The organism is Natronomonas sp. (assembly GCF_046483325.1).
Taxonomy (GTDB): Archaea; Halobacteriota; Halobacteria; order Halobacteriales; family Haloarculaceae; genus Natronomonas.
Genome location: NZ_JAWODL010000003.1, coordinates 48,195 through 72,547, shown reverse-complemented (window position 1 = coordinate 72,547; position 24,353 = coordinate 48,195). Strand labels below are relative to the sequence as shown.

The 24,353-nt window shown below is 61.7% G+C and carries 23 protein-coding genes; 15 read left to right on the top strand and 8 right to left on the bottom strand.

The features are described 5' to 3' along the window. Positions 1–32 precede the first annotated feature (32 nt). The 8 genes from R6U53_RS00750 to R6U53_RS00715 all read left to right on the top strand — a co-directional run bounded on the left by R6U53_RS00750 (position 33) and on the right by R6U53_RS00715 (position 7,564). Positions 33–1,448, top strand: coding sequence for a class II fumarate hydratase (locus R6U53_RS00750; RefSeq protein WP_410320467.1), 1,416 nt, complete (start codon positions 33–35; stop codon positions 1,446–1,448). A gap of 154 nt (positions 1,449–1,602) precedes the next feature. Next, positions 1,603–2,100, top strand: a complete 498-nt coding sequence (locus R6U53_RS00745) for a helix-turn-helix transcriptional regulator (RefSeq protein ID WP_410320466.1) — start codon at positions 1,603–1,605, stop codon at positions 2,098–2,100. Between the two features lie 80 nt (positions 2,101–2,180). Further along, positions 2,181–4,037 carry a Glu-tRNA(Gln) amidotransferase subunit GatE gene (gene gatE, locus R6U53_RS00740; RefSeq protein ID WP_410320465.1) on the top strand — a complete coding sequence of 619 codons (1,857 nt, stop codon included), beginning with the start codon at positions 2,181–2,183 and terminating at the stop codon, positions 4,035–4,037. A 63-nt stretch (positions 4,038–4,100) separates the two neighbouring features. Beyond that, a complete protein-coding gene (locus R6U53_RS00735; RefSeq protein WP_410320464.1) occupies positions 4,101–5,207 on the top strand; it encodes a hypothetical protein in 1,107 nt (368 codons plus the stop codon). 63 nt (positions 5,208–5,270) lie between these two features. Next, complete coding sequence (locus tag R6U53_RS00730) at positions 5,271–5,876, top strand: hypothetical protein (protein WP_410320463.1); 606 nt, start codon at positions 5,271–5,273, stop codon at positions 5,874–5,876. A 55-nt stretch (positions 5,877–5,931) separates the two neighbouring features. Further along, a complete protein-coding gene (locus R6U53_RS00725; RefSeq protein WP_410320462.1) occupies positions 5,932–6,081 on the top strand; it encodes a hypothetical protein in 150 nt (49 codons plus the stop codon). Positions 6,082–6,144: 63 nt separating this feature from the next. Then, positions 6,145–7,188, top strand: coding sequence for an NAD(P)/FAD-dependent oxidoreductase (locus tag R6U53_RS00720; RefSeq protein WP_410320461.1), 1,044 nt, complete (start codon positions 6,145–6,147; stop codon positions 7,186–7,188). 91 nt (positions 7,189–7,279) lie between these two features. Beyond that, positions 7,280–7,564 carry a hypothetical protein gene (locus R6U53_RS00715; protein WP_410320460.1) on the top strand — a complete coding sequence of 95 codons (285 nt, stop codon included), beginning with the start codon at positions 7,280–7,282 and terminating at the stop codon, positions 7,562–7,564. A gap of 17 nt (positions 7,565–7,581) precedes the next feature. Here R6U53_RS00715 and R6U53_RS00710 read toward each other — a convergent pair whose 3' ends face one another. Further along, positions 7,582–8,241: a 2,5-diamino-6-(ribosylamino)-4(3H)-pyrimidinone 5'-phosphate reductase gene (locus R6U53_RS00710; RefSeq protein ID WP_410320459.1), complete on the bottom strand. Its 660-nt coding sequence runs from the start codon at positions 8,239–8,241 to the stop codon at positions 7,582–7,584. A gap of 44 nt (positions 8,242–8,285) precedes the next feature. Beyond that, complete coding sequence (locus R6U53_RS00705; protein WP_410320493.1) at positions 8,286–9,038, bottom strand: RNA methyltransferase; 753 nt, start codon at positions 9,036–9,038, stop codon at positions 8,286–8,288. Positions 9,039–9,140: 102 nt separating this feature from the next. On the opposite strand from R6U53_RS00705, the gene folP reads away from it, so the two are divergent. The 3 genes from folP (at position 9,141) to R6U53_RS00690 (ending at position 11,745) form a co-directional block, all read left to right on the top strand. Next, on the top strand, positions 9,141–10,280 hold the full coding sequence (folP, locus tag R6U53_RS00700; RefSeq protein ID WP_410320458.1) for a dihydropteroate synthase: 1,140 nt from the start codon (positions 9,141–9,143) through the stop codon (positions 10,278–10,280). A 133-nt stretch (positions 10,281–10,413) separates the two neighbouring features. Beyond that, a complete protein-coding gene (locus R6U53_RS00695; protein WP_410320457.1) occupies positions 10,414–11,100 on the top strand; it encodes a 6-hydroxymethylpterin diphosphokinase MptE-like protein in 687 nt (228 codons plus the stop codon). Between the two features lie 75 nt (positions 11,101–11,175). Beyond that, on the top strand, positions 11,176–11,745 hold the full coding sequence (locus R6U53_RS00690; RefSeq protein ID WP_410320456.1) for a class I SAM-dependent methyltransferase: 570 nt from the start codon (positions 11,176–11,178) through the stop codon (positions 11,743–11,745). Between the two features lie 41 nt (positions 11,746–11,786). Here R6U53_RS00690 and R6U53_RS00685 read toward each other — a convergent pair whose 3' ends face one another. The 3 genes from R6U53_RS00685 to R6U53_RS00675 all read right to left on the bottom strand — a co-directional run bounded on the left by R6U53_RS00685 (position 11,787) and on the right by R6U53_RS00675 (position 13,440). Continuing rightward, positions 11,787–12,440, bottom strand: coding sequence for a potassium channel family protein (locus R6U53_RS00685; protein WP_410320455.1), 654 nt, complete (start codon positions 12,438–12,440; stop codon positions 11,787–11,789). 62 nt (positions 12,441–12,502) lie between these two features. Beyond that, entirely contained in the window at positions 12,503–13,090 is a 588-nt protein-coding gene (locus tag R6U53_RS00680) for an alpha hydrolase (protein ID WP_410320454.1), read from the bottom strand. Further along, complete coding sequence (locus R6U53_RS00675; RefSeq protein ID WP_410320453.1) at positions 13,090–13,440, bottom strand: DNA-binding protein; 351 nt, start codon at positions 13,438–13,440, stop codon at positions 13,090–13,092. The genes R6U53_RS00680 and R6U53_RS00675 overlap by 1 nt, the downstream gene beginning before the upstream one ends. A gap of 74 nt (positions 13,441–13,514) precedes the next feature. Between R6U53_RS00675 and R6U53_RS00670 the strand changes: the two genes are divergently transcribed. Next, positions 13,515–14,444 (top strand): MOSC domain-containing protein, encoded by a 930-nt coding sequence (locus R6U53_RS00670; RefSeq protein ID WP_410320452.1) that lies wholly within the window; start codon positions 13,515–13,517, stop codon positions 14,442–14,444. A 27-nt stretch (positions 14,445–14,471) separates the two neighbouring features. Here R6U53_RS00670 and gyrA read toward each other — a convergent pair whose 3' ends face one another. Both gyrA and gyrB read right to left on the bottom strand, forming a co-directional pair. Then, complete coding sequence (gyrA, locus tag R6U53_RS00665; protein ID WP_410320451.1) at positions 14,472–17,000, bottom strand: DNA gyrase subunit A; 2,529 nt, start codon at positions 16,998–17,000, stop codon at positions 14,472–14,474. Further along, positions 16,997–18,916, bottom strand: coding sequence for a DNA topoisomerase (ATP-hydrolyzing) subunit B (gyrB, locus tag R6U53_RS00660; RefSeq protein ID WP_410320450.1), 1,920 nt, complete (start codon positions 18,914–18,916; stop codon positions 16,997–16,999). Before gyrB ends, gyrA begins: the two co-directional genes overlap by 4 nt. Before the next feature lie 619 nt (positions 18,917–19,535). Here gyrB and R6U53_RS00655 point away from each other — a divergent pair. The 3 genes from R6U53_RS00655 to R6U53_RS00645 all read left to right on the top strand — a co-directional run bounded on the left by R6U53_RS00655 (position 19,536) and on the right by R6U53_RS00645 (position 23,514). Further along, complete coding sequence (locus tag R6U53_RS00655) at positions 19,536–19,664, top strand: hypothetical protein (RefSeq protein WP_410320449.1); 129 nt, start codon at positions 19,536–19,538, stop codon at positions 19,662–19,664. A 348-nt stretch (positions 19,665–20,012) separates the two neighbouring features. Continuing rightward, entirely contained in the window at positions 20,013–22,406 is a 2,394-nt protein-coding gene (locus R6U53_RS00650; protein WP_410320448.1) for a DNA topoisomerase VI subunit B, read from the top strand. Between the two features lies 1 nt (position 22,407). Then, a complete protein-coding gene (locus R6U53_RS00645) occupies positions 22,408–23,514 on the top strand; it encodes a DNA topoisomerase IV subunit A (RefSeq protein WP_410320447.1) in 1,107 nt (368 codons plus the stop codon). A 10-nt stretch (positions 23,515–23,524) separates the two neighbouring features. Here the strand turns inward: R6U53_RS00645 and R6U53_RS00640 are convergent, their stop codons facing one another. Further along, positions 23,525–24,316: an HAD-IIA family hydrolase gene (locus R6U53_RS00640; protein ID WP_410320446.1), complete on the bottom strand. Its 792-nt coding sequence runs from the start codon at positions 24,314–24,316 to the stop codon at positions 23,525–23,527. Between the last annotated feature and the right edge of the window lie 37 nt (positions 24,317–24,353).

Sequence of the window (24,353 nt, the reverse complement as noted above, 5' to 3'; positions counted from 1 at the left end):
CCCTTTACGTATCCGCGTGTGAGGGTGCACCCATGACGGACGACGACGCGGATTACCGGATCGAACGCGATAGTCTAGGCGAAATGAACGTTCCGGCGGGCGCTTACTGGGGCGCACAGACCCAACGGGCGGTCGAGAACTTCCCGATTTCGGGAATCACCCTCGGACGGCGTTTCATTCGTGCACTCGGTATCGTAAAGAAGGCGGCAGCCGAAGCGAACCTCGAACTCGGGGTGCTCGAAGAGGACAAAGCCGAGGCTATCGCCGAAGCGGCCAGCGAGGTCATCGACGGCGAACTCGACGATCAGTTCCCGGTCGACGTCTTCCAGACTGGGTCCGGTACGTCCTCGAACATGAACGCCAACGAGGTGATCGCGAACCGCGCGACGGAGATCTACGGCGGTGAGATCGGAACCCGCGAGATCCATCCCAACGACCACGTCAACTACGGTCAATCGAGCAATGACGTGATCCCGACGGCGATGCACGTCGCCGCACTCGAAGCCGTCGAGAAGGACGTCATCCCCGCGCTGGAAGTACTCGCATCGGAGTTGGGCGCCAAAGAGGGAGAGTTCGACGACGTGGTGAAAACGGGGAGAACTCACCTCCAAGACGCCACACCAGTCCGTCTCGGTCAGGAGTTCGGCGGCTACCGGACCCAAATCGAAAAGGGGATCGATCGCCTCGAAGCGACCCGTGAGCGACTCGGCGAACTCGCGCTCGGCGGCACGGCAGTCGGAACCGGACTCAACACCCACCCAGAGTTCCCCGAACTCGCTTCTGAGAACATCGCCGATGAGACCGGTCTCGCCTTCAAAGAGGCCGATAACCACTTCGAAGCGCAGGCCGCACACGACGCGATGAGCGAGGGCCACGGTGCCCTCCGAACGGTCGCCGGTTCGATGAACAAGATCGCGAACGATCTCCGACTGTTGGCTTCGGGGCCGCGAAACGGCCTCGGCGAGATCGAACAGCCCGAAAATCAACCCGGGAGTTCGATCATGCCCGGCAAAATCAATCCCGTGGTCGCCGAGTCGGTCAACCAAGTTCACAAACAGGTGATCGGAAACGACGCGGCGGTTGCGGGTGGTGCCGCCCGCGGTGAAATCGATCTGAACCTGTATAAACCGGTCCTCGCCCACAACTTCCTCGAAAGCGCCAATCTCATCGCCAACAGCGCGGAGACGTTCGGCGAACGGTTCGTCGGCAAACTCGAAGCGAACGTCGACCACTGTAAAAAACAGGTTGATCAGTCGATGGCGCTCGCGACGGCGCTCAATCCGGCTATCGGCTACGACAAAGCCTCCAAGGTGGCGAAACAGGCGCTCGCCGAGGGCAAGACGGTCCGAGAGGTCGCGATCGAAGGCGGCTACCTCACCGAAACCGAGGCTGACGAAGTCCTCGATCCCCGTGCGATGACCGAACGCGTCATCCTCGGCGACGACTGAACGACTCTACCGCGGTACGTTCACGGTATCAAGACAGTCTTGTTTGTGAGATTGTCTCCGAATAATGGTCATTATATATAAATTTAGTGGCCCTTGTTCCGAGCCTGAAAACGCTAAATTCCCATTATATGGGTATAGCGCATTCGGAGAAGTAATGACGAAGATGACGTCACCAACCCAGATCGGCTCCGAAGACAGCGGCCAATCGATCACCGTCTCACAGCTCCGCGCGGAACTGAACGGGACCGGACAGACCGACGAACCCGGAACGGCGGTATCGGAGGTCGTCTCCGAAGTGGAATCGTCGCTTTTCGGCACCGAATCGTTCTCCTTCGACGAAACACACGTCAAATCCTCACTCGACGAACTGCTGCTCTCGCTCGTCGCGCTTCGCACAGCCGATACGCACGGCAAACAACTGCTCGACGATCTCGCACAGGAGTTCGATACGATCCTCAGTCCGGGCACGGTGTACCCCCGACTTCACGACCTCTGTGATGCGGGCGTGCTCGAACAGCGCGAACTCGTCAAGACGAAGGAATACAACCTCCAAGACGCCGAATCCGCCCGATCGAACGTCGCAGCTGCGGCACGACAGCACCTCGCGCTCGGGATGGTTCTTCGGGCTGCCTTAGAGCACGGCGACTTCTAGTAACCACGACCCGATCGGTGATCGAGGGCCGCCCGGCTGGATGGTGTCTTTTTTGACGGTCCGTACCGCACCGACAGGTAATGACCTACGATTACGCGGATCTAGGGCTTGTAGCCGGGTTGGAGATCCACCAACAGCTCGATACGGCGAGCAAACTCTTCTGTAGCTGTCCAACCGAGCGGCGCGATCCCGACGAATCGGTTCGCTGCTTCACCAGATACCTCCATCCGACGAAATCCGAACTCGGAGAACTCGACGAAGCGGCACTCGAGGAGTCCCGCGTCGATCGGGAGTTCGAGTACCTCGCGTTCGATACGACCTGTCTCGTCGAAGAGGACGACGAACCGCCGGGGAAACTCGACCGTGAGGCGTTGGAGACGGCCCTGGAGATCGCGGCACTTATGGACTGCAGCGTCGTCGACAGCGCCCACGTGATGCGAAAGATCGTCGTCGACGGTTCGAACACATCCGGGTTTCAGCGCTCGACGCTCGTCGCCACCGACGGCGAGATCGAAACCGAAGACGGAGCCGTCGGGATCGCCGATATGCTCCTAGAGGAGGAATCCGCGGCCCGGATCGAACAGCGCGACGACGCCGTGACGTACGGGTTGGACCGCCTCGGGATTCCGCTCGTCGAAATCGGGACGAAACCCGACATCCGATCGCCGGGACAGGCGCGCGAGGCGGCCGAACGGATCGGCATGCTGCTGCGCTCGACTGGGAGAGTAAAACGCGGTCTCGGAACCATCAGACAGGACGTCAACGTTTCGATCGAAGAGGGGGCACGCGTCGAGATGAAGGGCGTCCAGAGCCTCGACGACATCGACGATCTCGTCGCTGGTGAAGTGGGAAGACAGGTCGAACTGCTCGACATCGCGGACGAACTACAGGCCCGCGATGCGACGGTCTCCGAACCGACAGAGGTCACGAACGTCTTCGGCGAGACCGAAAGCGGCGTGATCTCGGGGGCCGAAACGGTGTTCGCCGTCAGATTGGACGGGTTCGACGGCCTCGTTGGCCGAGAGATCCAGCCCGATCGACGCCTGGGAACGGAGTTCTCCGATCACGCCAAGCGCCACGGCGCGGGCGGTATCTTCCACACGGACGAACTGCCGGCCTACGGGGTCAGTGGATCCGAAGTCGACGCCCTTCGGGAGGCGATCGACGCTGGTGACGACGACGCAGTCGCACTCGTGGCCGACGATGAGGCCACTGCAAGACGATCGATCGATGCGGTCGTCGACCGGGCCGAAACTGCGATTGACGGCGTCCCCGAGGAAACGAGAGGGGCAAACGACGACGGGACGTCGCGCTACCTCCGCCCGCTTCCCGGTGCGGCACGGATGTACCCCGAGACGGACGTGCCGGCCGTCGAGCCGGATCCGTCCGATCTCGAAGTGCCGGAACTTTTGACCGAAAAGGTCGAGCGCTACCGGGCGGAGTTCGGTCTCGATATGGGGCTCGCACGCCAGGTCGCGTACGGCCGTCACATGCCGACGTTCGAGGCGGCCGTAGAGCGCGGCGTCGACCCGACGACGGCCGCGAGTACGCTTGAATCGACGTTGACCGAGTTGCGGCGCGACGACGTTCCCGTCAGGAACCTGACCGAGGACGACCTCCTCTCGGTTCTCGGACTCGTCGAAGCGGGCGAGTTGGCGAACGAGGGGATCGACCCCGTGTTGACCGAACTCGCCGAGGATCCGGCGCTCTCGGCTACGGATGCGATCGAAGCCGCCGGGTTGTCCGGCGTCGACCGCGAGGAAGTTCGACGAACGATCGTCGAGGTGATCGAGCGCAACGAATCACAGGTCGAATCCGAGGGGATGGCTGCGTTCTCGGGACTCATGGGCGAGTGCATGGGCGCGCTTCGAGGGAAAGCCGACGGTGAAGTCGTTTCGGAACTGCTGCGCGAAGAAATCCAAAAACGGAGCGACTAACGCCGGAACGAACGCCGGACGCGGGGGAAGCTTATTTTATACCGTCGGTCGATGGTCGGGTATATGAGCGATACCGAGGACGGGGCGGGCGACGCAGCGGACACCGACGACCAAGCCGACGCGGACGCGACGGGATCGGACGACACCGTCGTTCCGGTCGGTGTCAAACTCGGCAGTACGCGAACGGTTATCGTCTACCCCTCGCCCGACGGTGAGGGACCCGAGACCGTCCGAACCCTCACCTGTCTCGCGACCTACGAGGACGTTCTCACGGGCGAAGAGCGGATTCTCTACGGCGAGGAAGCCGCAACCGAGTATCCCGACACGGTCGAGTTCATGCTCCGGTCGGGGCTCCCGGAGGACGAGGAGAGCGCGGGATCCGCGGCGACGTTCTTCACCGAACTGCTAAAATCGAACGACATCCCCGAGAACAGCGCCGTCGTCTACGCGATTCCGACGATCGACAACGACGCTGGACTGGCGAATCTCGAAGCTGTAGTCGAAGGAAGTCACATCGGCGAGGAACTCGTCCGGAGCTATCCCGAGTCCCTCTGTGGTGCGCTCCCCGCGTTCGAGAACGGTCTCGGTGCGATCGACGATATATTCGTGACGGTCAACATGGGATCGACGAACCTCGAAGTATGCGCCTACCGGCGCGGCGAACAGCTCGTCCCGCTTTCGACCGGCTCGATCACGGGGAACGAAGTCGATCGACGGATCGCGAACTACGTCGAGGAGGAGACGCAGGGCCGTGTGAACATCGATCTCACGACGGCTCGAGAGTACAAAGAGGAACACGCCGACTTCGAGGGTTTCGACCCGTTCACCGACGTGATCCAACAGCCCGGGGGCGGCTCACACGAGTTCACGATCGAACACAGCGTGATGGACGCCTGTGACGAGTACGTCGACGAGGTCGTCGACGAAGTGGCAAACAGCTTTCTCCCCGACCTGGCGAACAGCTACATGAAAGTCTATCAGCTCGCACTCGATCAGCCGATCGTGTTGACCGGTGGAATGGCGTCTCTACCGGGGATTACAGAGGAGATCGAACGCAGACTCACCGACGAACTGCAGCGCGACGTTGAGACCACCCGAGCGGACCGCCCGGATTTGGCCGCTGCAGAGGGAGCCCACGAGATCGCTGCACACCTCTCGAAGGAGTTGTAGACGCCGCTTCGGGACGCGAAATCGACCGAGGCTACTTTTCGACCGGCGTAAAAGGTCGGAGCGATGAGCCAGCGCTCGGTCCCGAATCCCGGGATCATACGTCGGATTGACATCGATCCAGATGACCCGGAACCAACCGACTGTCTCCCGCCGGATGAGACGCCGATCACCACTGCGACGTTATCCCCAGGCTGGATCACACTCACCGACCGGGCGTTTCTCAGCTATCATCCCGGTCGGGATCCCGCGATCGTTCGGACGCAACGACAGAACGTCACGGGGATCTCTCTCCGTCGATCCGGTGGCCGATCGCTCCTCAGGTACGTACCTATCGGGGGACTGTACGCGCTCGCGGCGCTGGGGGTCGGCGTAGTCCTTTTGATGATCTCTCCGGCGGACCTCGTTACGGTACCCGATGCGCCGGGGATTGGCGGGCTCGAGACGATCGTTCGAACGCTCGGGTGGGCCAGTGACTTGCTCGGCGTCGTTCTCCTGTTCAGCGGGGTATTAGTGGGACTGGGCGCGGCGGTAATCGTTGGATACTGGCTGACCTCTAGCGAAGTCGCGCTCGTGTTCGAACGAGGAACCGCGGAGCCGATCGAGTGTCCGACGGATCGAGACACCGGAATCCTGGCGATTCGGACGCTTCGAAATGGTCTTTCGCAGTGAATCCATCGCTGAAACGATCGTGAGTGTGATGTACGACCCCTCCGATCCGATATCTATGATCGCATCATTTTCCCGCAACGAAACCGAGGCGCCGTTTCTCGACGACGACCGCGCGATGGGGCAACTCGCAGTTCTCGGTATTCTCCTCGGAAGCTCGTTCGTTCTCGTCGCTGCGCTTGCGGTGTTCATGCTGGCCGGATCGTGACCGAACCGGGAGAAGAGTCGAAACAACATAAGCTACATACCCGCCGCCCGGCTACCACGAGACATGACTGACGAGGCCGAACACCGTCGACTGATCGTCGCCGGATCCGGGATCGCGGGACTGACCGCGGCCATCTACGCCGCGCGATCGAACAACGAACCGCTCGTGCTCGAGGGCCCCGAACCGGGCGGTCAACTGACCCTGACGACCGACGTCGCTAACTATCCGGGGTTCCCGGACGGAATCGGCGGTCCGGAACTCGTAAACAACATGAAATCGCAGGCCGAGCGGTTCGGTGCCGAGATCGACCACGGGGTCATCGCCGACGTCGAACCGGGAACGCCCCACCGGGTCGAACTGCGGGACGGGACGATTTATACTGCGGACGCGCTCATCGTGGCTTCTGGCGCATCGGCCCGAACGCTGGGCGTCCCGGGCGAGGACGAACTCATGGGCTACGGCGTCTCCACGTGTGCGACCTGTGATGGAGCGTTCTTCAGGGACGAGGATATGGTCGTGGTCGGGGGCGGCGATGCGGCCTGTGAGGAAGCGGCGTTTCTCACCAAATTTGCCGACACCGTCTATATCGTCCACCGGCGAGAGGAGTTCCGGGCGGAGGACTACTGGATCGACCGAATCCGCGAACTCGAATCCGAGGGTCGCATCGAGGTCCTCACGAACACCGAACTACTCGAGATACGCGGCTCACCGGAGGACGGAATCGAGGGCGTAACGCTGGCGCGACACCCGGACGGACATCCGACCGAGAAACTCGACGACGCCGATACCGAGCGCTTCGAGATGGCCGTCGGTGCGGTGTTCATGGCGATCGGCCACACGCCGAACACCGAGTATCTAAAAGGTACCGGCGTCGAGATGGACGACACCGGCTACATGGAGACGGTCGGCGGCGATGGGGGCGGCCAAACCAGGACGGCCGTGGAGGGTATCTTCGGCGCGGGCGACGTGGTGGATCACCACTACCAGCAGGCAATCACGGCCGGCGGGATGGGCTGTAAGGCCGCGATCGATGCCGATAGCTATCTCGAGGATCTCGAACGCGCGAAGGACGCCTCGGTCGACGCCGCCGCGGCGGACGACGACTGATCGAGCAACCGCTTCGACATCGACGTGTCGCCGCGGTCGCCGTCGCGCCATACACCGCAAGGGCCTTCCGTCGGCGTCCGAAACTCGTCGTATGGCAGATGATACGGTCACACTTCGGATAGAAGGCGACGGCGAGGAAGACGAAGTCACACTCCCTGCGGAGATGCTGGAGTTGATGCGGGAGGACGACGAAACCGACCCCGAGATCGTCGGTGATCTCGCGCTCTTTTCGTGCGCCCAGCGGATTCATGCGACGGTCCACCACGCTGAAGGCGGCGACACGGAGCGGTATCGCTCGATCGAGGAACTCACCATGGAACTGTTCGAGGACCGCTTCGGTGCGACCTACGCGGAGCTAACCGGCCACCAGCACTGAACGAACGTCGATAGCCGTTACAGCACGTCCCAAGCGAGGACGACGCCCGAATCGAGTCGGTCGACCGATGTCAATTCGAGTTCGGGGAACCCGTCAACGAACCCCTCACCGTCGGCGAGCGTCGGCGCGTCCCGACCGCCGATGACCGTGTTACCGACGTATACTGTCAACTCATCGACAAGTTCGGCTTCGAACAGCGAGAATATCAGTTCTCCGCCCCCTTCGACCATCACACGGTGGATCCCACGGTCTTCGAGAGTCGCGAACGCTTCCGGGAGATCGACTCGCCGTTCACCCGCGACGATGAGAGTCACTCCGGCGTTTCTGAGCGCCGTTCTCCGTGATTCAGCCGCGGCTTCGCTCGTCAATACGCACGTATCGGGATCGCCCGCTACGATCGCCGAGTCGAGGGGCGTGCGACAGGAGGAATCGACGACGATGCGCGCAGGCGAGGACGCCTCCGAACCGCGAACCGACTCGCGGTGTGATTCGTCGTGTCTGATGAGCGATGGATCGTCGGCCGAGACGGTGCCGATGCCGACCGCGATGGCGTCGGCTTCCGCCCTGAGCCGGTCGACCCTCGCGAAGTCGCCATCACCGCTTATCGAGATCTGTTCGCGCCGTCGCGATGAGAGCTTTCCGTCGACGCTCGTGGCGGCGTTCACCGAAACGTGCATGCGGTAGCTGTGTCGCCCGCCGTGAAAACAGTTCGCTGCCGTCCTCACCGATCGTCGTTATCCTCCCGTCGCGGAATCTCACCGCTCGCTCGCATCGCTCCGCGACGCAGGACGCCCCGCATCGTCCGCGCCTCACGGCCCGTTGGATGCGCACGGGATATCAGCCGTCGGAACAGACGCTCCGTTTTCGGGATTTTCTCGTCAGGATGTCCGACGTCGTGCAGGTACTCCGAGAACGCCCCATAGAGCCCTTCGAGTTCGCGCTCGGCCGCGCGTTCGTGTGCGTTCGGCGGATGTTGGGTCTCCTCGACGGTCAGCGCGCGGAGTTCGTAGAGCACGATCGTCGCGGCCTGTGCGAGATTCAACACCGGGTACGAACCGCTCGCCGGGATAGAGCAGACGCGGTCCAATCGTGCGAGTTCCTCGTTCGACAGCCCGACGCTCTCGCGTCCGAACACGATACACACATCGGCATCGACCCCACCGAGCTCGTCCGACAGCGCTTCGGGTTTCAAAAACGGATAGCGGACGTGCTTTCTCGCGTCCTGATTGGTCGTCGCGGTGCAGGCAACGGTGTAAAAGTTCTCGACGAGGTGGTCAAACTCTACGGTCGTAGCGTTCGGGAGCACGTCTGCTCTGGCGTGACCGGCGAACGCGTAGGCTTCACCCTCGCGATCGAGTTTGGGCGGATCGACGAGGTACAGTTCCGAGAGCCCGAAGTTCTTCATAGAGCGGGCGATAGTGCCGACGTTACCGGGGGTTTCCGCTCCGACGACGGCGACGGCGATGTCCGGCATCGGTTCCATCGTACGCGGTCGAATCGTATAAGAGCGTTCGTCTTCTAACCGAACGGTTCCGGTATCGGTCGATTTTATCCCGACGCCCCCATAAACGAGTGTATGCGAACGGTCGACGCCGCAGGGCTGAAAATCGGCGACGAGTATCCACCTCGAATAATGGGCGTGTTGAACGTCTCGGAGGAGTCACCCTACGATCCGAGTGTCTTCGACGATCCGGGGGAAGCCGCGGCATACGTCGATGAGGCGCTGATCGACGAGGGGGCGGACATCGTCGACGTCGGGCTCGAATCGGCGAACAAACGCTTCGAGGTGCTCTCGGCGGAGGGGGAACTCGATCGACTCGAGACCGCGATTCAAACGCTCGAATCGACGTCCGGGGACGCGGTCTGGTCCATAGAAACCCGATATCACGAGGTCGCGGAGGCCGCCCTCGACGCCGGCTTCGACATGGTCAACGACATCTGCGGGTTCGCAGATCCGGAGATGCCCGTCGTTTGCGCGGAGTACGACGCCGCCGTCTCGAAGATGGCCTCTCCGCCGGACCTCGAACGCCCCGGTGCGATAGAGAACGTCGACGACATTTACGACGCCCTCGCCCGAAACGGATTCACCGACAAGACGATTCTTGACCCGGCCTTCGGTGGCTGGTCGGAGGCGAAGACCACGGACGACGACAGGGAGACGCTCGATCGACTCCGGGAGTTTCGCGGCTATGGTCGCCCGATACTCGTATCGATCAACCGGAAAAATTTTCTCCGCGAGGTCGCCGGACGGGAGACCGACCGAGCGCTTCCGGTCTCGCTCGCGGCGACCTCGATGGCCGTCGAGCGCGGTGCCCACATCGTCCGAACCCACGACGTCGCCGAGACGCGCGATGCGGCGCTGATCGGTCACGAGTTCACACGCGACAGGAGTCGAGACGTCGAGCTCGGCGTCGAGGAACTTGATATCACGACTGATCGGGAGTTCGCCCGACACAAACGCCGGATCGACGACGCGACCGACGAGGCTGCGGTCGTACCACACGTGGTGGAACTTACCCTTCCGAACCCATCAGCGACGTTTCTCGAGGGCGCAGCCGAGCGGATAGAGATGGGTGTCTACCATGGCGAAGAGTTGTTACTCATCGGAACTATCACGGAATACGAAACGCTTCACGCGGCGATTCGGGGCGGGCCTAAACCGGCCGTCGACGCTGTATCGAGTGTTTACGAGGATCTCGTGGTGTCTGACGAATGACTGACAAACGGCTCACGGTACAAGAAAGCTTATGCCAGATGCCCCGAAAGACCCGGTTGGAAGCCCGGAGGGCACATCTGGGTAGGGGTACCTTGGTGTGCTTCGGGCCCAGTCTTTACGTCCGATAGTGGCCATGCTATACGACGAGTGGAAACCGGCTTACGAAGCGATCCTCGACGACTTCGGGTACGATCGAGCGGATGATGAGCGTGCGCGCGATCGGTTATTCGAGATCGTTTCGAAGGCGACCCCACTCTCGATCGAAGATATCGAACTGAATGGAACCGTGGCGATCTGCGGCGGCGGACCGACGCTCGCGGACGAGTTGGACCTCGCGAGACGGGCCGATCGCGTCGTCGCTGCCTCGGTGGCCGCCGATGTCTGTCTCGACGCCGGTATCGCGATCGACTGCATGGTGACCGACTTGGACAAAAACCCCGAGACAGCGCGGCAGTTATCCTACGATGGGGTACCGGTTGCCGTGCACGCTCACGGCGATAATCAGTCCGAACTCGAACGGAACGTTCCGACGTTCCGATTCGGGACAGTGCTCCCGACGACGCAGGCGGCCCCGTGTCCACCCGTCTGTAATCCGGGGGGATTCACCGACGGCGATCGGGCGGCGTTTCTCGCCGACACCTGCGGAGCGGATCGGCTCGTCTTTCCGGGCTGGTCGTTCGACGATCCATCCGTCGGACCTGAAAAAGCGCGTAAGCTACAGTGGGCCGAACGGCTACTCTACTGGCTCGAAGATCGACGCAGCGGGCGGTTCGCCGTTCTCGACGGCCGGCGGGGGCGAATCGACCGTCCGTGGAAGTAAACGACGGAGCACCGTCGGCCCGCGAAGTCGTCGGCGACCAGCCAGCGTTATTACACGCAATCCCGAACGCATCGTATGGGATTTCACACGTTCGATCCGGATCGTGCCGATCGACTCGAGGACGTGAGCCGGTATCGCTGGTGTTCCAACGAGGAACTGTTCTCGTTTTTGTCCCCGAGTCCGGACGACGAGGTCGCGGATCTCGGCAGCGGAACGGGGTTTTACACCGACTTCGTCGCGGACCACGTGGGCACCGTCTACGCCGTCGATATCCAACCGGAAATGCACGATATCTACGCAGAGAACGGGATCCCCGAGAACGTCCAAACCGTCACCGCGCCGATCGACGACCTGCCGTTCGAAGACGACGCACTCGACAGCGTTTTCACCACGATGACGTACCACGAGTTCTCCGGGGCCGAAGCCATCTCGGAGATCGCGCGCATCCTGCGACCGGGTGGCCGAGTCGTCATCGTCGACTGGGCGCGCGAGGGATACGGGACCGACGGCCCGCCGCTCGATTCACGACACGATCTGGGACACGCGATCTCCGCGCTCAGCGACGGCGGCTTCGTCCTCGATCGCGCCGAATCACGAACCGAGACGTTTGTCTGCGTGGCTCGTAACGAGTCCGAGCGTAGATAATCCGAACGTTGCGGATACGTGTCAACCGATATATTGTTCCCCTATCCGTGTAACACGGACCTGACGTCGTCGAGAGAGGCCTGTTCGGCGATGAGCGCGATACGGTCCCCCGATTCGATCGCCGTTTGTGGCAACGGAATCGTCATCGGTTCCCGTCGGCGACCGTGGGCATACACTCGAGTCCGTCCCGGTAAGTCGAGTTCGACGACCCGTCGACCGACGACGGGCGATCCCTCCGGTATCTCGAGACTCGTCGCCGTGAGATGCTCCGTGAGATCGCCGAGCACGTTCAGGTCCCCACCGAGGAGCGCGGTTTTCGCGCCAGCGGCGCCCATTCGCTCCGGGTAGACGACCTCGTCGACATCCGCAGCGTACTTTTGATAAATTTCCTCGCGATAGTCCTCGTCGATACGAAGGACCGTCCGACAGTCGTGGCCGGCAGCGATCATACAGGCTGTGAAGTTGACGTTCAGATCGCTCGTCAGCGCGGCGATCGCATCCGTGTCGTCGAGGCCGATCCGGTCGAGCACCCGCTCATCTTCGCCGTTCCCCTTCACGACTGTGTGCCCCTCGTCTGCGGCAGTCTGTGCCTTCGGTTCGTCCACTTCGACGATGACCACCTCGTGCCCCTCGGTCGAGAGAATATCGGCCGTCCGAGCCCCGACGCGACCGTAGCCGACGATAGCGAACTTCATACTCGCGTGGTACGACACGCCATGACAAAAAGCTGTGCGCCGATCGGGATCCGTCTCCCCCTTCAGGTTCGCCCGATGACGCGCGTCTGTTCGTGGTCGGGGAAGATCTCTTCGACGGCGTCACGCCCCCACCGCGACTCGATGCGAGCTCGGAGTTCGGTCTCGTAATCCCCCTTTTGCACCGTCTCGCTCGCTCCCGATTCGACGATCAGATGTTCCTCGACCAGCCGGTCGATCGCCCCGCGGCCGAATCCGGAGAGAGGGGCGATGTAATCGACGCCGTAGCGGTCTTCCAGACTCTGTGCGACGGCTCGCGAAATCGTCGGAACGCGATCGTCCCGCCGCGTTCCGTCAGCGACGACGTCGTACTCCGCGGCGGCTGCCTCCAGCGCAGCCTCGTGGACGCTCTGAATGCCGGAGCGAGGGAATCCGTCCTCCCGCATGCGAGCGGTCACATCGGTTGCGATTCCGTCGGACAGTTGGATGCGCTCGAAGGGGAATCCGAGCGCCTCTGCCGTGTCTCGGGCGTACTGCCAATCGTCGGTGATACCGAAGTGCGCCGTCACGAGCTTCACGTCGTAGAAGTTCTCCAACAACAGCGCGGAGAGCGAGGAATCCTTTCCGGCGCTGAACAGCAGTCCACACTCCATTACCTACGCTGGATGTCGAAGCTCTTCGATTCGGGTTTCATCTCTTGGAGCAACTGTTTCATCTTCTCCTCGTCGATCTTCCCGCTGAGACGTCCGCTTTGGGCCAGGGAAACGATCTGTTGTTCGACCTGCTCGCCGAACTGCGGTTTCGACATCTGGACCGTGTTGAGCCGTTTTCTCGCGCCGTCGGTCAGGGCTTTTCGAAGGATCGCCTTCTTTTGCGCCTCGGCCTGTTGGCGTTGGGCTTCCGCGGCCTCGGCGTCCTCCCCGCCGCCCTGCTGTTCTTTGAGCTGTTCCATCTTTTTTTCACGGAGCTCTTGGAGCCTCTCGTCTGAGGGATCGCCACTCATATATCTCCATTATCGCCGCGAACACAAAAACCGTTATCACTCCTCTTTTTCCGTGCGCATCCCGAGTGGTCGGTATGACCGTTCCGGAGTGGCACGGTACCCACGAGATCTCCGACCCGGAGGAGGCGGATCCGTACCTCACAACGATTCTACGCTTTCCGATCAAGTCCTTGGACGCCGATCGGCTCGAACGCACGACGCTCGTGACGGATGGAGCCCTCGCGGGCGATCGACGCTGGGCGATCGTCGACCGGCCACCGGCGACGCCCTACGATCCTTCGATAGCCGACGTCACCGGAACCGGCGACTACATGAACGGAAAGAAGACCGACGCAGTCCATCGAATACGATCGGAGTATCACGGCACCGACGAGGGGGGACCGGCGGTAACCCTTCGAGCGCAGTCCGAGGGACCGACGGCAGGCCGACGATTCGACCTCTACGACGGGACTGCGGGTGCGAGCGAAGCGGACGTACACGTCGAGTTGAACGAGTGGCTGTCGGATCACTTCGGCCGCCCGGTGAGCGTTCGCCGCGACGACGTCGGACAACACGACGATCGGAAGCGACACGGACCGACCGTCATCTCGACGGCAACGCTTCGCGAGGTCGCGGCGTGGTTCGATATCACGACCGATTCCGCCCGTCGACGATTTCGGGCGAACCTCGAGGTCGGTGGCGTCCCGCCGTTTTGGGAGGACAACCTATTCACGGACGAGGGGTCCTCGGTGTCGTTCCGGATCGGCGACGCCGTCGTCGACGGCGTCCACCCGTGTCAACGGTGTGTCGTGCCGGGGCGCGATCCAGACACCGGCGCCGAGACGCCCGACTTTCGTGAGACGTTCATCCGCCGACGCAGGGAGACGTTGCCGCCGTGGACCGCGTGCGATCGGTTCGATCATCCGTTTCGGCTTATGGTGAACACGCACATCCCGGGAGAATCTGCGAACCAACGGATCTCGGTCGGTGATCCTATCGAGATACTGGAACGAAAATCGGAGTGAACGACGCGGATGAAGGGTGCCGGGAAGCTACGCGGATTCGTCTACGTCTACACGCTCGTCTATCACTTCACCTTCGCCTTCGCCCTCACTCTCAACGTTGGGAACGACGTCGACACCGGCCACCCGGTCGTCCTCGTCGAGACGCATGACGACGACGCCCTTCGTGTTTCGCCCGATCTGTGAGACTTCCCCGACGTAGGTGCGCATGATCTGGCCGGCTTCGGTCATGATCACGAGTCCGTCCCCCCCCGAGACGGCGTTGATGGCGCAGACGGAACCGTTTCGGGCGTCCGTTTTGATGTCGATGAGCCCTTTTCCGTAACGCGATTGTCGCCTGTACTCGGAGAGAGGCGTCCGCTTTCCGTAGCCGTTTTTCGTCACGGTCAGTAGGTGACGCTCGTCGTCCGCCGTGGCCGCGACGAGTCCGGCGACCTGATCGTCGCCTTCGAGATCGATCCCGTTGACGCCGCGTGCGGATCGACCCATCGGTCGCGCGTCGGACTCCGCAAACCGGATCGTCATCCCCTCTCGGGTACCGAGCAGGAGATCGCCGTCGCCGGGCGTCACTTCGACATCGACGAGCGAATCGTCGTCTTCCAGCCTGAGCGCTCTGATCCCGCCGGAGTGGACGTTCTCGAACGCGGAGACGGCGGTTCGTTTGACGTACCCGTTTCGCGTCGCCATGGCGAGATAGCCCTCGTCGACGTCGTCAGTGTTGACGACGGCGGTTATGTCCTCATCGTCGTTGAGGTCGAGTATATTGATTGCCGATGTGCCGCGCGCGGTCCGGCCCATCTCCGGGAGTTCGAACACTTTCAGCCGATAGACCTGCCCCTGGTTGGTAAAACAGAGCAGATAGTCGTGTGTGGACGCGGTGAACACCGCCGAAATGCGATCGCCTTCCTTCGGCCGCGAGCCGATGATACCCTTGCCGCCGCGGTGTTGTGGCTCGAAATCGGCGAGAGACATCCGTTTGACGTAATCTTCCTCGGAAACCGCGACGACGACTTGCTCTTCGGCGATGAGATCCTCTCGGGTCACGGATCCGGCGTCCTCGATGATCTCGGTTCGACGCCCGTCGGCGTACTCCGATCGAATGTCGCGTAGTTCGTCCTTGATTACCTCGAGGAGTTCGCTCTCGTTGTTGAGGATGGTCTCGAGGCGCCGAATCTCGGCTTGTACGTCCTCGTACTCGGCCTCGATTTCGCCGGCCTCCATCGAGGTGAGCGATCCGAGTTGCATTCGAACGACGTGTTCGGCCTGGGCCTCGGAGAGTTCGTATTCGGTCCGGAGGGCGCCCATCGCCGCATCCCGGTCCTCACTGTCGCGTATCAGTTCGACGACGCCGTCGACGTCGTCCAGCGCGACGAGCCGCCCCTCGAGTATGTGGGCTCGATCCTCGGCCTCGTCGAGTTGGAACTGCGAACGCCGTCTGACGACCTCGCGACGGTGCTCGACGAACTCCTCGAGGAGTTCCTTGAGGTTCAAAACGCGAGGTTGGCCGTCGACGAGCGCGAGCGAAATGACCGAAAACGTGCGTTCGAGGTGGTGTTCGAGCAGTTGGTTTCGCACCACGTCGGCGTTCGCGCTCCGCTTGCACTCGATGACGACGCGGATGCCGTTGCGGTCGGATTCGTCGCGGATGTCGCGGATCCCATCGATCTTCTCGTTTTGCACGTCGTCGGCGATTCGCTCGATACGCCGCGCCTTGTTCTCCTGATAGGGGAGTTCGGTGATGACGATCCGATCTCCGCCCGTCTCGGAGTACTCCGTCTCCATCTCCGCACGGATCCGGAGCCGTCCGCGACCCTCGGTGTACGCGTTCCACAGCCCCTCGCGGTTGACGATCTTCGCCGCCGAGGGAAAGTCAGGTCCCTCGATATATCCGTCCGATTCGGGCGTGTCGATGAGATCTGCGACCGAACAGTCGGGGTGATCGATGACGTGAACCGCGGCGTCGATCACCTCGCCGAGATTGTGTGGCGGGAGGTTCGTCGACATTCCGACGGCGATACCCGACGCGCCGTTGACTAGCAAGTTCGGTATCGCTGCCGGCAACACCGCCGGTTCGGTCAGCCGGTCGTCGTAGTTCCCCTCGAAATCGACGGTGTCCTTGTCGATATCCGCGAGCAGTTCCTCGGCGATCGGGGCCATTCGGGCCTCCGTATATCGCATCGCGGCCGGCGGGTCACCGTCTACCGATCCGAAGTTCCCTTGGCCGTCGACGAGTGGATACCGCAGCGAGAAATCCTGCGCCATCCGAGCGAGCGCATCGTAGATCGCGGAGTCGCCGTGCGGGTGGTAGTTACCCATCGTGTCACCGACGATCGAGGAAGACTTCCGGTGACCCGACCGCGAGGTGACGCCCATCTCGTGCATCGCATAGAGGATGCGCCGCTGGACGGGCTTGAGGCCGTCGCGGGCGTCCGGTAGCGCGCGCCCGACGATGACGCTCATCGCGTAATCGATGTACGATTGCTCCATCTCGTCCTCGATGCGGACGGGTTCGACTCGATCCGCGGGCACGTCCGGCGTCTCCGGTACGTCCGAACTCATATGTCGATCCACTCCGCCTCTTCGGCGTGCTCTTTGATGAACTGTTTTCGCGGCCCGACGGCGTCACCCATCAATACGCTGAACATGCGATCGGCCGCCGCCGCATCCTCGATGGTGATCCGCTTGAGAATCCGCTTTTCGGGGTTCATCGTCGTCTCCCAGAGCTGTTCGGGATTCATCTCACCCAGTCCCTTGAATCGCTGTACTTGCGTCGGATTACCGCCACAGACCTCTTCGACGATCCGTTCTCGCTCGGCCTCGGTCATCGCGTCGTAGGTCTCGCCCTTGTATCGAATCCGGTAGAGCGGTGGCTGGGCGGCGTAGACGTACCCGGCTTCGATGAGCGGCGTCATGTGTCGGTAAAGGAACGTCAACAGCAGAGTGCGGATGTGCGCGCCGTCGACGTCCGCGTCACAAAACAGGATGATCTTGTGGTACCGCGCCTCTTCTATGTCGAACTCCTCGCCGATCCCGGTGCCGATCGCGGTGATCAGATTCCTGATTTCATTGTTCTCGAGGATACGGTCGAGCCGGTGTTTCTCGACGTTCAGTATCTTCCCTCGGATCGGGAGAATCGCCTGAAACTCCGGATTTCGGCCCTGTTTTGCGCTTCCACCGGCACTGTCACCCTCCACGACGAACAGTTCCGCCTCCTCGGGATCTCGGGTCCGACAGTCCGCGAGCTTTCCGGGCAGTGAGGTCGATTCCAACGCCGATTTTCGGCGCGTCAACTCTTCGGCCTTTTTTGCGGCTTTTCTCGCCTTCGCCGCCTCGACGGCCTTGGAAATGATCGATTCGGCCGTGTCCGGATGCTCCTCTAGATACGTCGCGAGCTCCTCGTGAAGGGCACTCTCGACGATACCGCGAACCTCGCTGTTCCCGAGTTTCGTCTTCGTCTGCCCCTCGAACTGCGGATCAGGGTGTTTGATCGAAATAACGGCGGTCAGTCCCTCACGGATATCCTCACCTTTTAACGTTCCGTCGAGATCCGATAGCATCTGGTTCGTGGTCGCGTAATCGTTTATCACGCGGGTGAGCGCCGTCTTGAACCCGGTGAGGTGAGTACCGCCCTCTCGGGTGTTGATATTGTTTGCAAACGCGTGTATCGAGCCCTGAACGCCCGCCGTCGCCTGCATGGCGACCTCGACGCGGATGTCGTCGGCCTCGTCGTCGAAATAGATGATGTCGCGGTGGAGAACGTCCCGCGTCTCGTTAAGATAGGCGACGAACTCTCGGATCCCGCCTTCGTACTCGAATACCGACTCCGGCCCGTCCTCGATTCGATCGTCTCGAAGCGTGATCTCGACGCCTGGGTTGAGAAAGGCGAGCTCTCTGAGCCGCGATTCGAGCGTCGAGTAATCGAACTCGGTCGTCTCGAATATTTCACCGTCGGGCAGAAACCGGATCTGGGTTCCCGTTTCCTCGTCGGATCCCATATCCCGAACCCGTTCGAGATCACCCTGGGGCTCACCGTGATCGAACCGGTGTCGCCAGACCGCACCGTCGCGTTTGATCTCGACGTCCAGCGAGGCCGAGAGCGCGTTGACGACCGAAACGCCGACGCCGTGGAGTCCTCCGGACACTTGGTAGGATTTGCTGTCGAACTTCCCACCAGCGTGGAGGACGGTCATGATGACTTCGACCGCGGGACGATCGTACTCGGTGTGCGTGTCGACGGGGATCCCGCGACCGTCATCGACGACGGTCACTGATCCGTCGTCGTTTATTACGACCTCGATGGTGTCACAGTACCCGGCGAGCGCCTCGTCGATCGAGTTATCGACGACTTCATAGACGAGGTGGTGAAGGCCGCGAGCGTCCGTTGATCCGATGTACATCGCCGGACGCTTCTGGACGGCTTCTAACCCTTCCAGTACCTGTATCTGCCCGGCGCTGTATTCGCTATCCTGAGACATCTGATACCTGACGGAGCTTGCAACCCAGTTCGTATAAATCCCCCGCACGCGCGCGAGCAAACACGGCGACAGAGTCATTTCGACCGACGATTACACACGGTAGCTCGTCTCGACCGTCGATTTATATTTCCTAACGGTACCAGAACAGCTGTGATCCGAGAAACCACCGACGGCCCGCCAAGCGGGGGACGGCGTGAGAACCGTCGGGCAAAAGCGCTGTCTGTTCGTATGTATCGACGCCATTCGAGCGGTTCAGGCGTAGGAGATATTCGAACGTTCTCCGGGAGTACGTCGGCTATGGACCGCGGCCGCAGAGAGTACAAAACCGGAAGTGAGGACGCGCTTTCGGTGGTTCGCGAGGAGTCATAGACCGCCTTCGAGCACCGGGTCGAACGGCGCAAAGAGCTCGGCAACGAGTCCGCCGATACACTGAGAACGAAAGGGTCCGGCCGATACTGATCTAGGCGGATCTCGACGTGTATGCGTTTTTCAACGTATTCACCGCAACTGGCGGATCGCTCCTGTTTGTTTCGACGGGGATCGCAGGCGTGACGTACGCGGCGTCGGATCTCCGGGCGGTCTCGACGCCGGTTCGATCGACCGTGCGATCAGCGGCCACGTGAACGGCCCCGACTCGGCGTTCGAAAGACGACTGCTCAGAAGCTACGGACGCTGGATCGACTACGACGCCCAAATGACGGCGGGCAACGACCCCCTCGTGACGGCGATCGTGCTTTCGGTCATCTAACGTTCGCGTACGTCTTCGCAGGCGTCGCCGTGGGGCGGCGAACGTTTCGGGGCTCCTCGTCTGTGCTGCCTTCGTCGTTTTCACCGTACCGGTGGTGTGACTCGTTCGCCCGGCTTACCGCATCGGGCTCCGCGAGGGACACGAGACGTGGAGGGGTCTCCGGCGTTCGTCTCTAAAAAAGTGCGGCGCGTGCGGAGGGCTAAAACGCACTCAGGCGGATACACGTCGGGACCGACGCCAGTAGGGGAGGACCCCGAGAAGCGATAGCCGGACGATCGAGGGCCGACCGTTCACTTTCACCGCGGTCTCGACGGGGTTTTACGTTCCGGGGGGTTTACCTCCCGATAGATGACCTCGTTTCAGTCGCAACTCGGGGAGGGCGGCGGTGAATCCATTGCCGAGGAGCTCGCCGAGAGCCAGCGCTCCATCTCCATCGCCGAGTTCTTCGAGAAGAACAAACAGATGCTCGGCTTCGACAGCGGGGCGAAGGCGCTCGTCACCGCTGTCAAGGAGGCCGTAGACAACGCCCTCGACGCAACCGAAGAGGCCGGTATCCTCCCGGACATCTACGTCGAAATCGAGGAGGTCGGCGGCTACTATCGCCTCGTCGTGGAAGATAACGGTCCCGGAATCACGAAAGAGCAGGTCCCCAAAGTCTTCGGAAAATTGTTGTACGGCTCTCGATTTCACACTCGCGCACAGACCCGTGGTCAGCAGGGAATCGGGATCTCGGCCGCCGTTCTATACTCGCAGTTGACTTCCGGGAAGCCGGCCAAGATAACCTCGAAGACCGAAAACGGTGACGGCGCTCGCTATTTCGAACTCACGATCGATACGGATACCAACGAACCCGAAATCGAGGTCGAATCTGAGGCGACGTGGGAGCGGCCGCACGGAACGCGGATCGAGGTGGAGATGGAAGGCAACATGCGTGCCAGACGGCAACTCCACAACTACATCAAGTACACTGCCGTCGTCAACCCGCACGCCAGAATCGAGTTTCACGAGCCGGACGAGTCGTTCAAATTCGAGCGAGCGACCGACGAACTCCCGCCGGAAACCGAGGAGATCAGACCGCATCCACACGGCGTCGAGCTCGGTACGCTGTTGAAGATGCTCGACGGAACTGAGTCGTACTCGCTCTCGGGATTCCTTCAGGAGGAGTTCACGCGCGTCGGGGCGAAAACGGCCGGCAGCGTCCTCGATCATTTCCGGGACAGGCAGTTCGGTCGGGAGATCGCATGGCAGCCGCCGCGAGCACACGAGGAAGCCGACGTCCGATCGGCCGTTTCTGCATCGGTCGCGAACAAGAGCGCGTCGGCGACGGCCGCGATCGCCGAGCGGATCACCGATTCTCTCGGTGACCGGGAGCGAATCGCCCACGCCGAACTCGTCGAAATGGTGAACGACCTAGCGGACGGGATCGAATCCGAGTTCGACGAGACGTTCGGGGCGACTGTCAGAGAGAACGCGATCGACGCCGCTTGGGGAGAGATCGTCACCGATCGAGCCGCGGACTGTTATCAGTTCGTCGACGAGGCGACAACGAGTCGGAAAGACGATGCGGCGGTCGAAGGGCTCGCGAGCCGGCTGGCCGATAAGTTCAACGGACAGGAAGATATCCGAAACCGAGTGACTCGCGACCGACTCGGTGAGTTCGTCGATCGAGCCGCGGACGCAACCGAAGAGTACGACGATGCGACGTTCGGCGAGACGGCGCGGCGAAACGTCGTCGAAGCGGTCTGGGACTTCTCGGTGACCGTCCCTGACGACCCACCGAAGGTGAAGCGGACCGCGGACGATCGTGACATCGCGGCTCGTCTCCTCGAGGCGATGCGCGAGACGGACATCCTCGCCCCGCCGACGGATTGCCTCGCGCCGATCTCCGAGGAGCTCGTTCTCGCTGGCCTGCGCAAGGAGTACGAAGCCGAATTTTACACGTCAGTGACTCGTGATGCGTCAGTCCACGGCGGCGATCCGTTCGTCGTCGAGGTCGGGATCGCCTACGGCGGCGACATCGAAGCCGATGGAGGCGCCGAAGTACTCCGGTTCGCGAACCGTGTCCCGCTCGTGTATCAGCGCGGTGCCTGTGCGACCGTCGATGTCCTGAAGAACGTCAACTGGCGTAACTACGGGCTCGACCAACCGGGCGGAAGCGGGATGCCGAACGGACCGGCGGTCATCATGGTCCACGTCGCCTCGACGAGCGTTCCGTTCACCAGCGAATCGAAGGACGCGGTCGCGAACATCCCCGAGATCGAGGACGAACTCCGACTCGCGCTTCAGGAAGCCGGACGGACGCTCCAGTCCCACCTCAAAAAGCAGCGATCGCTCGAAAAGCGACGGCGCAAGCAGAACGTCATCGCAGAAATCCTCCCCGAGATGGCCGAGAAACTCTCGGAGGTGACCGGACGAGAACCGCTCAACGTCGGCGACTCGCTGGCACGGATCATGAACAACGTCCTCGTCGAGCGAACGGTGGAGGGGACGACGGTTCGACTGTCGATCCACAATTACCGCGGGACGAGCGTCTCGCCGGACGTGACCGAGATCGTCTCGACCGACCCCGGTGACCCGGACGACGCGACCGTCGTCGAAATGGACGGCGAGTGGTTCCTGAAGTGGTCTCCGCGCGTCGAAAGCGGTACGACGGTGACGCTCGAATACGAGGTCGACGACGACACTGAGTTCGACATCTCCGTCGATGGCATCGAAGCGGACAAACTCACGATCAACGCATAACATGAGCACCGAATCAAACACCAACGTGAAGGACGAACCTGCCCGCGACCGACTCATCCATCTGGCCAGCGAGTTTTACGATCAGTTCGCAGAGGGGAACGTTCCGGCGATGGAGATTCCGACCCGGACGAAGAGCAACATCGTCTTCGACGAGGACAAAGACGTGTGGGTGTACGGCGACCGAACCTCGACCCGGTCTGCGAACAGCGTTCGGGGCGCACAGAAGCTCCTGAAGGCGATCTACACGATCGATTTCCTCGCCGAACAGCTCGATCAGGATCGATCCTCGACGCTTCGTGAACTCTACTACCTCTCGGAGTCGTGGGACGAAGAACGCGCACAGTTTTCCGACCAGGACGAGTCGAACCAGCTCGTCGAGGATCTCGAGATCGTGAGCGAAGTCACCCGCGAGGACTTTCACATGCGTCCGGAGGAGTCCGGCGCGACGATCATGGGCCCGCTGTACATCCGCGAGCAAACCCGACGAGGTGAACGCGAGATTCACTGTCAGGAGGATGTCGGAGAAGGTGGCTACCAGATTCCGAACAATCCGGACACGATCGAGTTCCTCGATCACGACGCGGATTTCGTCCTCTGCGTCGAGACCGGCGGCATGCGGGATCGCCTCGTCGAGAACGGATTCGACGAGGAGTACAACGTCATCGTCGTTCACCTCAAGGGACAGCCGGCCCGAGCGACCCGACGAATCACGCGACGCCTCAACGACGAACTGGACTTACCGGTAGTCGTCTTCTGTGACGGCGACCCGTGGTCCTACCGGATCTTCGCGTCGGTCGCGTACGGATCGATCAAATCGGCACACCTCTCGGAGTACTTGGCGACGCCGACGGCGGAATACATCGGGATCCAACCCGAGGATATCGTCAACTACGATCTCCCGACCGATCCGCTCAGCGACTCGGATATCAACGCGCTCCAGAGTGAGTTGGACGATCCGCGTTTCCAGGACGATTACTGGGTAGAACAGATCGAGCTACAGCTCGAGATCGGTAAGAAGGCCGAACAGCAGGCGCTCGCCTCGCGCGGATTGGATTTCGTGACGGATACGTATCTCCCCGAGCGGCTCACGGAAATGGAGATCATCTGAGGAGCGCTTTTTACGCGCTATCGATCCCGAGCGCGTCCGGAACGTCTGCGAGAGAATCGAGAATATAATCCGGATTGGTGTCCGTTTTGTCCACGTCTCCGTCCGACGAGACGCCCGTTCGAACGAGGACGGTCGTCATCCCGGCCCTCTCACCGAGTTCGATATCGGTGTTCAACCGGTCACCGACGACGACGCAACGTTCGGGGGGCACGTCGAGTGCCTCGAGCGCGGCGCGCTGTGCCTCGACGGACGGTTTACCCAGTATTCTCTTCGGCTCTCGCCCGATCGTACCGCCGACGGCGTTGATGATCGCCCCGGAACCGGGCGCCATCCCCCCTGCCGTGGGAATCACCCGGTCCGGATCCGTTCCGTAGAACGTCGCACCGTCTTCGAGCGCACGGTAGCCGGCCAGCATATCTCCGTAGCTGAAATCCCGAGCCCACGAGACGACCAGTACGTCCGTATCAGTGGCCTCGGAGACTAGTTCGATCCCGGCGTCGGTAAACTGTTCCTCGAGTCCTTCATCGCCGATCAGAAAGACCGGATCGTCCCCGTGCTCTGCGACGAGGTATTGAGTCGTCACGGTTCCTGCGGAGAGCACGTTCTCCGGATCGGTCTCGATTCCGAGACGGGAAAGTCGCTCGACGTAAGCGGCCGGGGACTTCGTCGGATTATTCGAAAAGAAGATCGTCCGAACACCCGCCGATCGAAATCGTTCGATGGACTCCTCGACGCCGGGGAGGAGTTCGTCGCCGCGATAGACAGTTCCGTCGAGGTCCAACACCACGCCCTCGTATTCCATGCCGGGCGTAGGTGTCGAGACGTGTTAAGACCCCGCT

What these genes read in the sequence shown, in the direction of transcription:
- R6U53_RS00750 (WP_410320467.1), top strand. Translation starts at nt 33, where the DNA reads ATGACGGACGACGACGCGGATTACCGGATCGAACGCGATAGTCTAGGC.
- R6U53_RS00745 (WP_410320466.1), top strand. Translation starts at nt 1,603, where the DNA reads ATGACGAAGATGACGTCACCAACCCAGATCGGCTCCGAAGACAGCGGC.
- gatE (WP_410320465.1), top strand. Translation starts at nt 2,181, where the DNA reads ATGACCTACGATTACGCGGATCTAGGGCTTGTAGCCGGGTTGGAGATC.
- R6U53_RS00735 (WP_410320464.1), top strand. Translation starts at nt 4,101, where the DNA reads ATGAGCGATACCGAGGACGGGGCGGGCGACGCAGCGGACACCGACGAC.
- R6U53_RS00730 (WP_410320463.1), top strand. Translation starts at nt 5,271, where the DNA reads ATGAGCCAGCGCTCGGTCCCGAATCCCGGGATCATACGTCGGATTGAC.
- R6U53_RS00725 (WP_410320462.1), top strand. Translation starts at nt 5,932, where the DNA reads ATGATCGCATCATTTTCCCGCAACGAAACCGAGGCGCCGTTTCTCGAC.
- R6U53_RS00720 (WP_410320461.1), top strand. Translation starts at nt 6,145, where the DNA reads ATGACTGACGAGGCCGAACACCGTCGACTGATCGTCGCCGGATCCGGG.
- R6U53_RS00715 (WP_410320460.1), top strand. Translation starts at nt 7,280, where the DNA reads ATGGCAGATGATACGGTCACACTTCGGATAGAAGGCGACGGCGAGGAA.
- R6U53_RS00710 (WP_410320459.1), bottom strand. Translation starts at nt 8,241, where the DNA reads ATGCACGTTTCGGTGAACGCCGCCACGAGCGTCGACGGAAAGCTCTCA.
- R6U53_RS00705 (WP_410320493.1), bottom strand. Translation starts at nt 9,038, where the DNA reads ATGCCGGACATCGCCGTCGCCGTCGTCGGAGCGGAAACCCCCGGTAAC.
- folP (WP_410320458.1), top strand. Translation starts at nt 9,141, where the DNA reads ATGCGAACGGTCGACGCCGCAGGGCTGAAAATCGGCGACGAGTATCCA.
- R6U53_RS00695 (WP_410320457.1), top strand. Translation starts at nt 10,414, where the DNA reads ATGCTATACGACGAGTGGAAACCGGCTTACGAAGCGATCCTCGACGAC.
- R6U53_RS00690 (WP_410320456.1), top strand. Translation starts at nt 11,176, where the DNA reads ATGGGATTTCACACGTTCGATCCGGATCGTGCCGATCGACTCGAGGAC.
- R6U53_RS00685 (WP_410320455.1), bottom strand. Translation starts at nt 12,440, where the DNA reads ATGAAGTTCGCTATCGTCGGCTACGGTCGCGTCGGGGCTCGGACGGCC.
- R6U53_RS00680 (WP_410320454.1), bottom strand. Translation starts at nt 13,090, where the DNA reads ATGGAGTGTGGACTGCTGTTCAGCGCCGGAAAGGATTCCTCGCTCTCC.
- R6U53_RS00675 (WP_410320453.1), bottom strand. Translation starts at nt 13,440, where the DNA reads ATGAGTGGCGATCCCTCAGACGAGAGGCTCCAAGAGCTCCGTGAAAAA.
- R6U53_RS00670 (WP_410320452.1), top strand. Translation starts at nt 13,515, where the DNA reads ATGACCGTTCCGGAGTGGCACGGTACCCACGAGATCTCCGACCCGGAG.
- gyrA (WP_410320451.1), bottom strand. Translation starts at nt 17,000, where the DNA reads ATGAGTTCGGACGTACCGGAGACGCCGGACGTGCCCGCGGATCGAGTC.
- gyrB (WP_410320450.1), bottom strand. Translation starts at nt 18,916, where the DNA reads ATGTCTCAGGATAGCGAATACAGCGCCGGGCAGATACAGGTACTGGAA.
- R6U53_RS00650 (WP_410320448.1), top strand. Translation starts at nt 20,013, where the DNA reads ATGACCTCGTTTCAGTCGCAACTCGGGGAGGGCGGCGGTGAATCCATT.
- R6U53_RS00645 (WP_410320447.1), top strand. Translation starts at nt 22,408, where the DNA reads ATGAGCACCGAATCAAACACCAACGTGAAGGACGAACCTGCCCGCGAC.
- R6U53_RS00640 (WP_410320446.1), bottom strand. Translation starts at nt 24,316, where the DNA reads ATGGAATACGAGGGCGTGGTGTTGGACCTCGACGGAACTGTCTATCGC.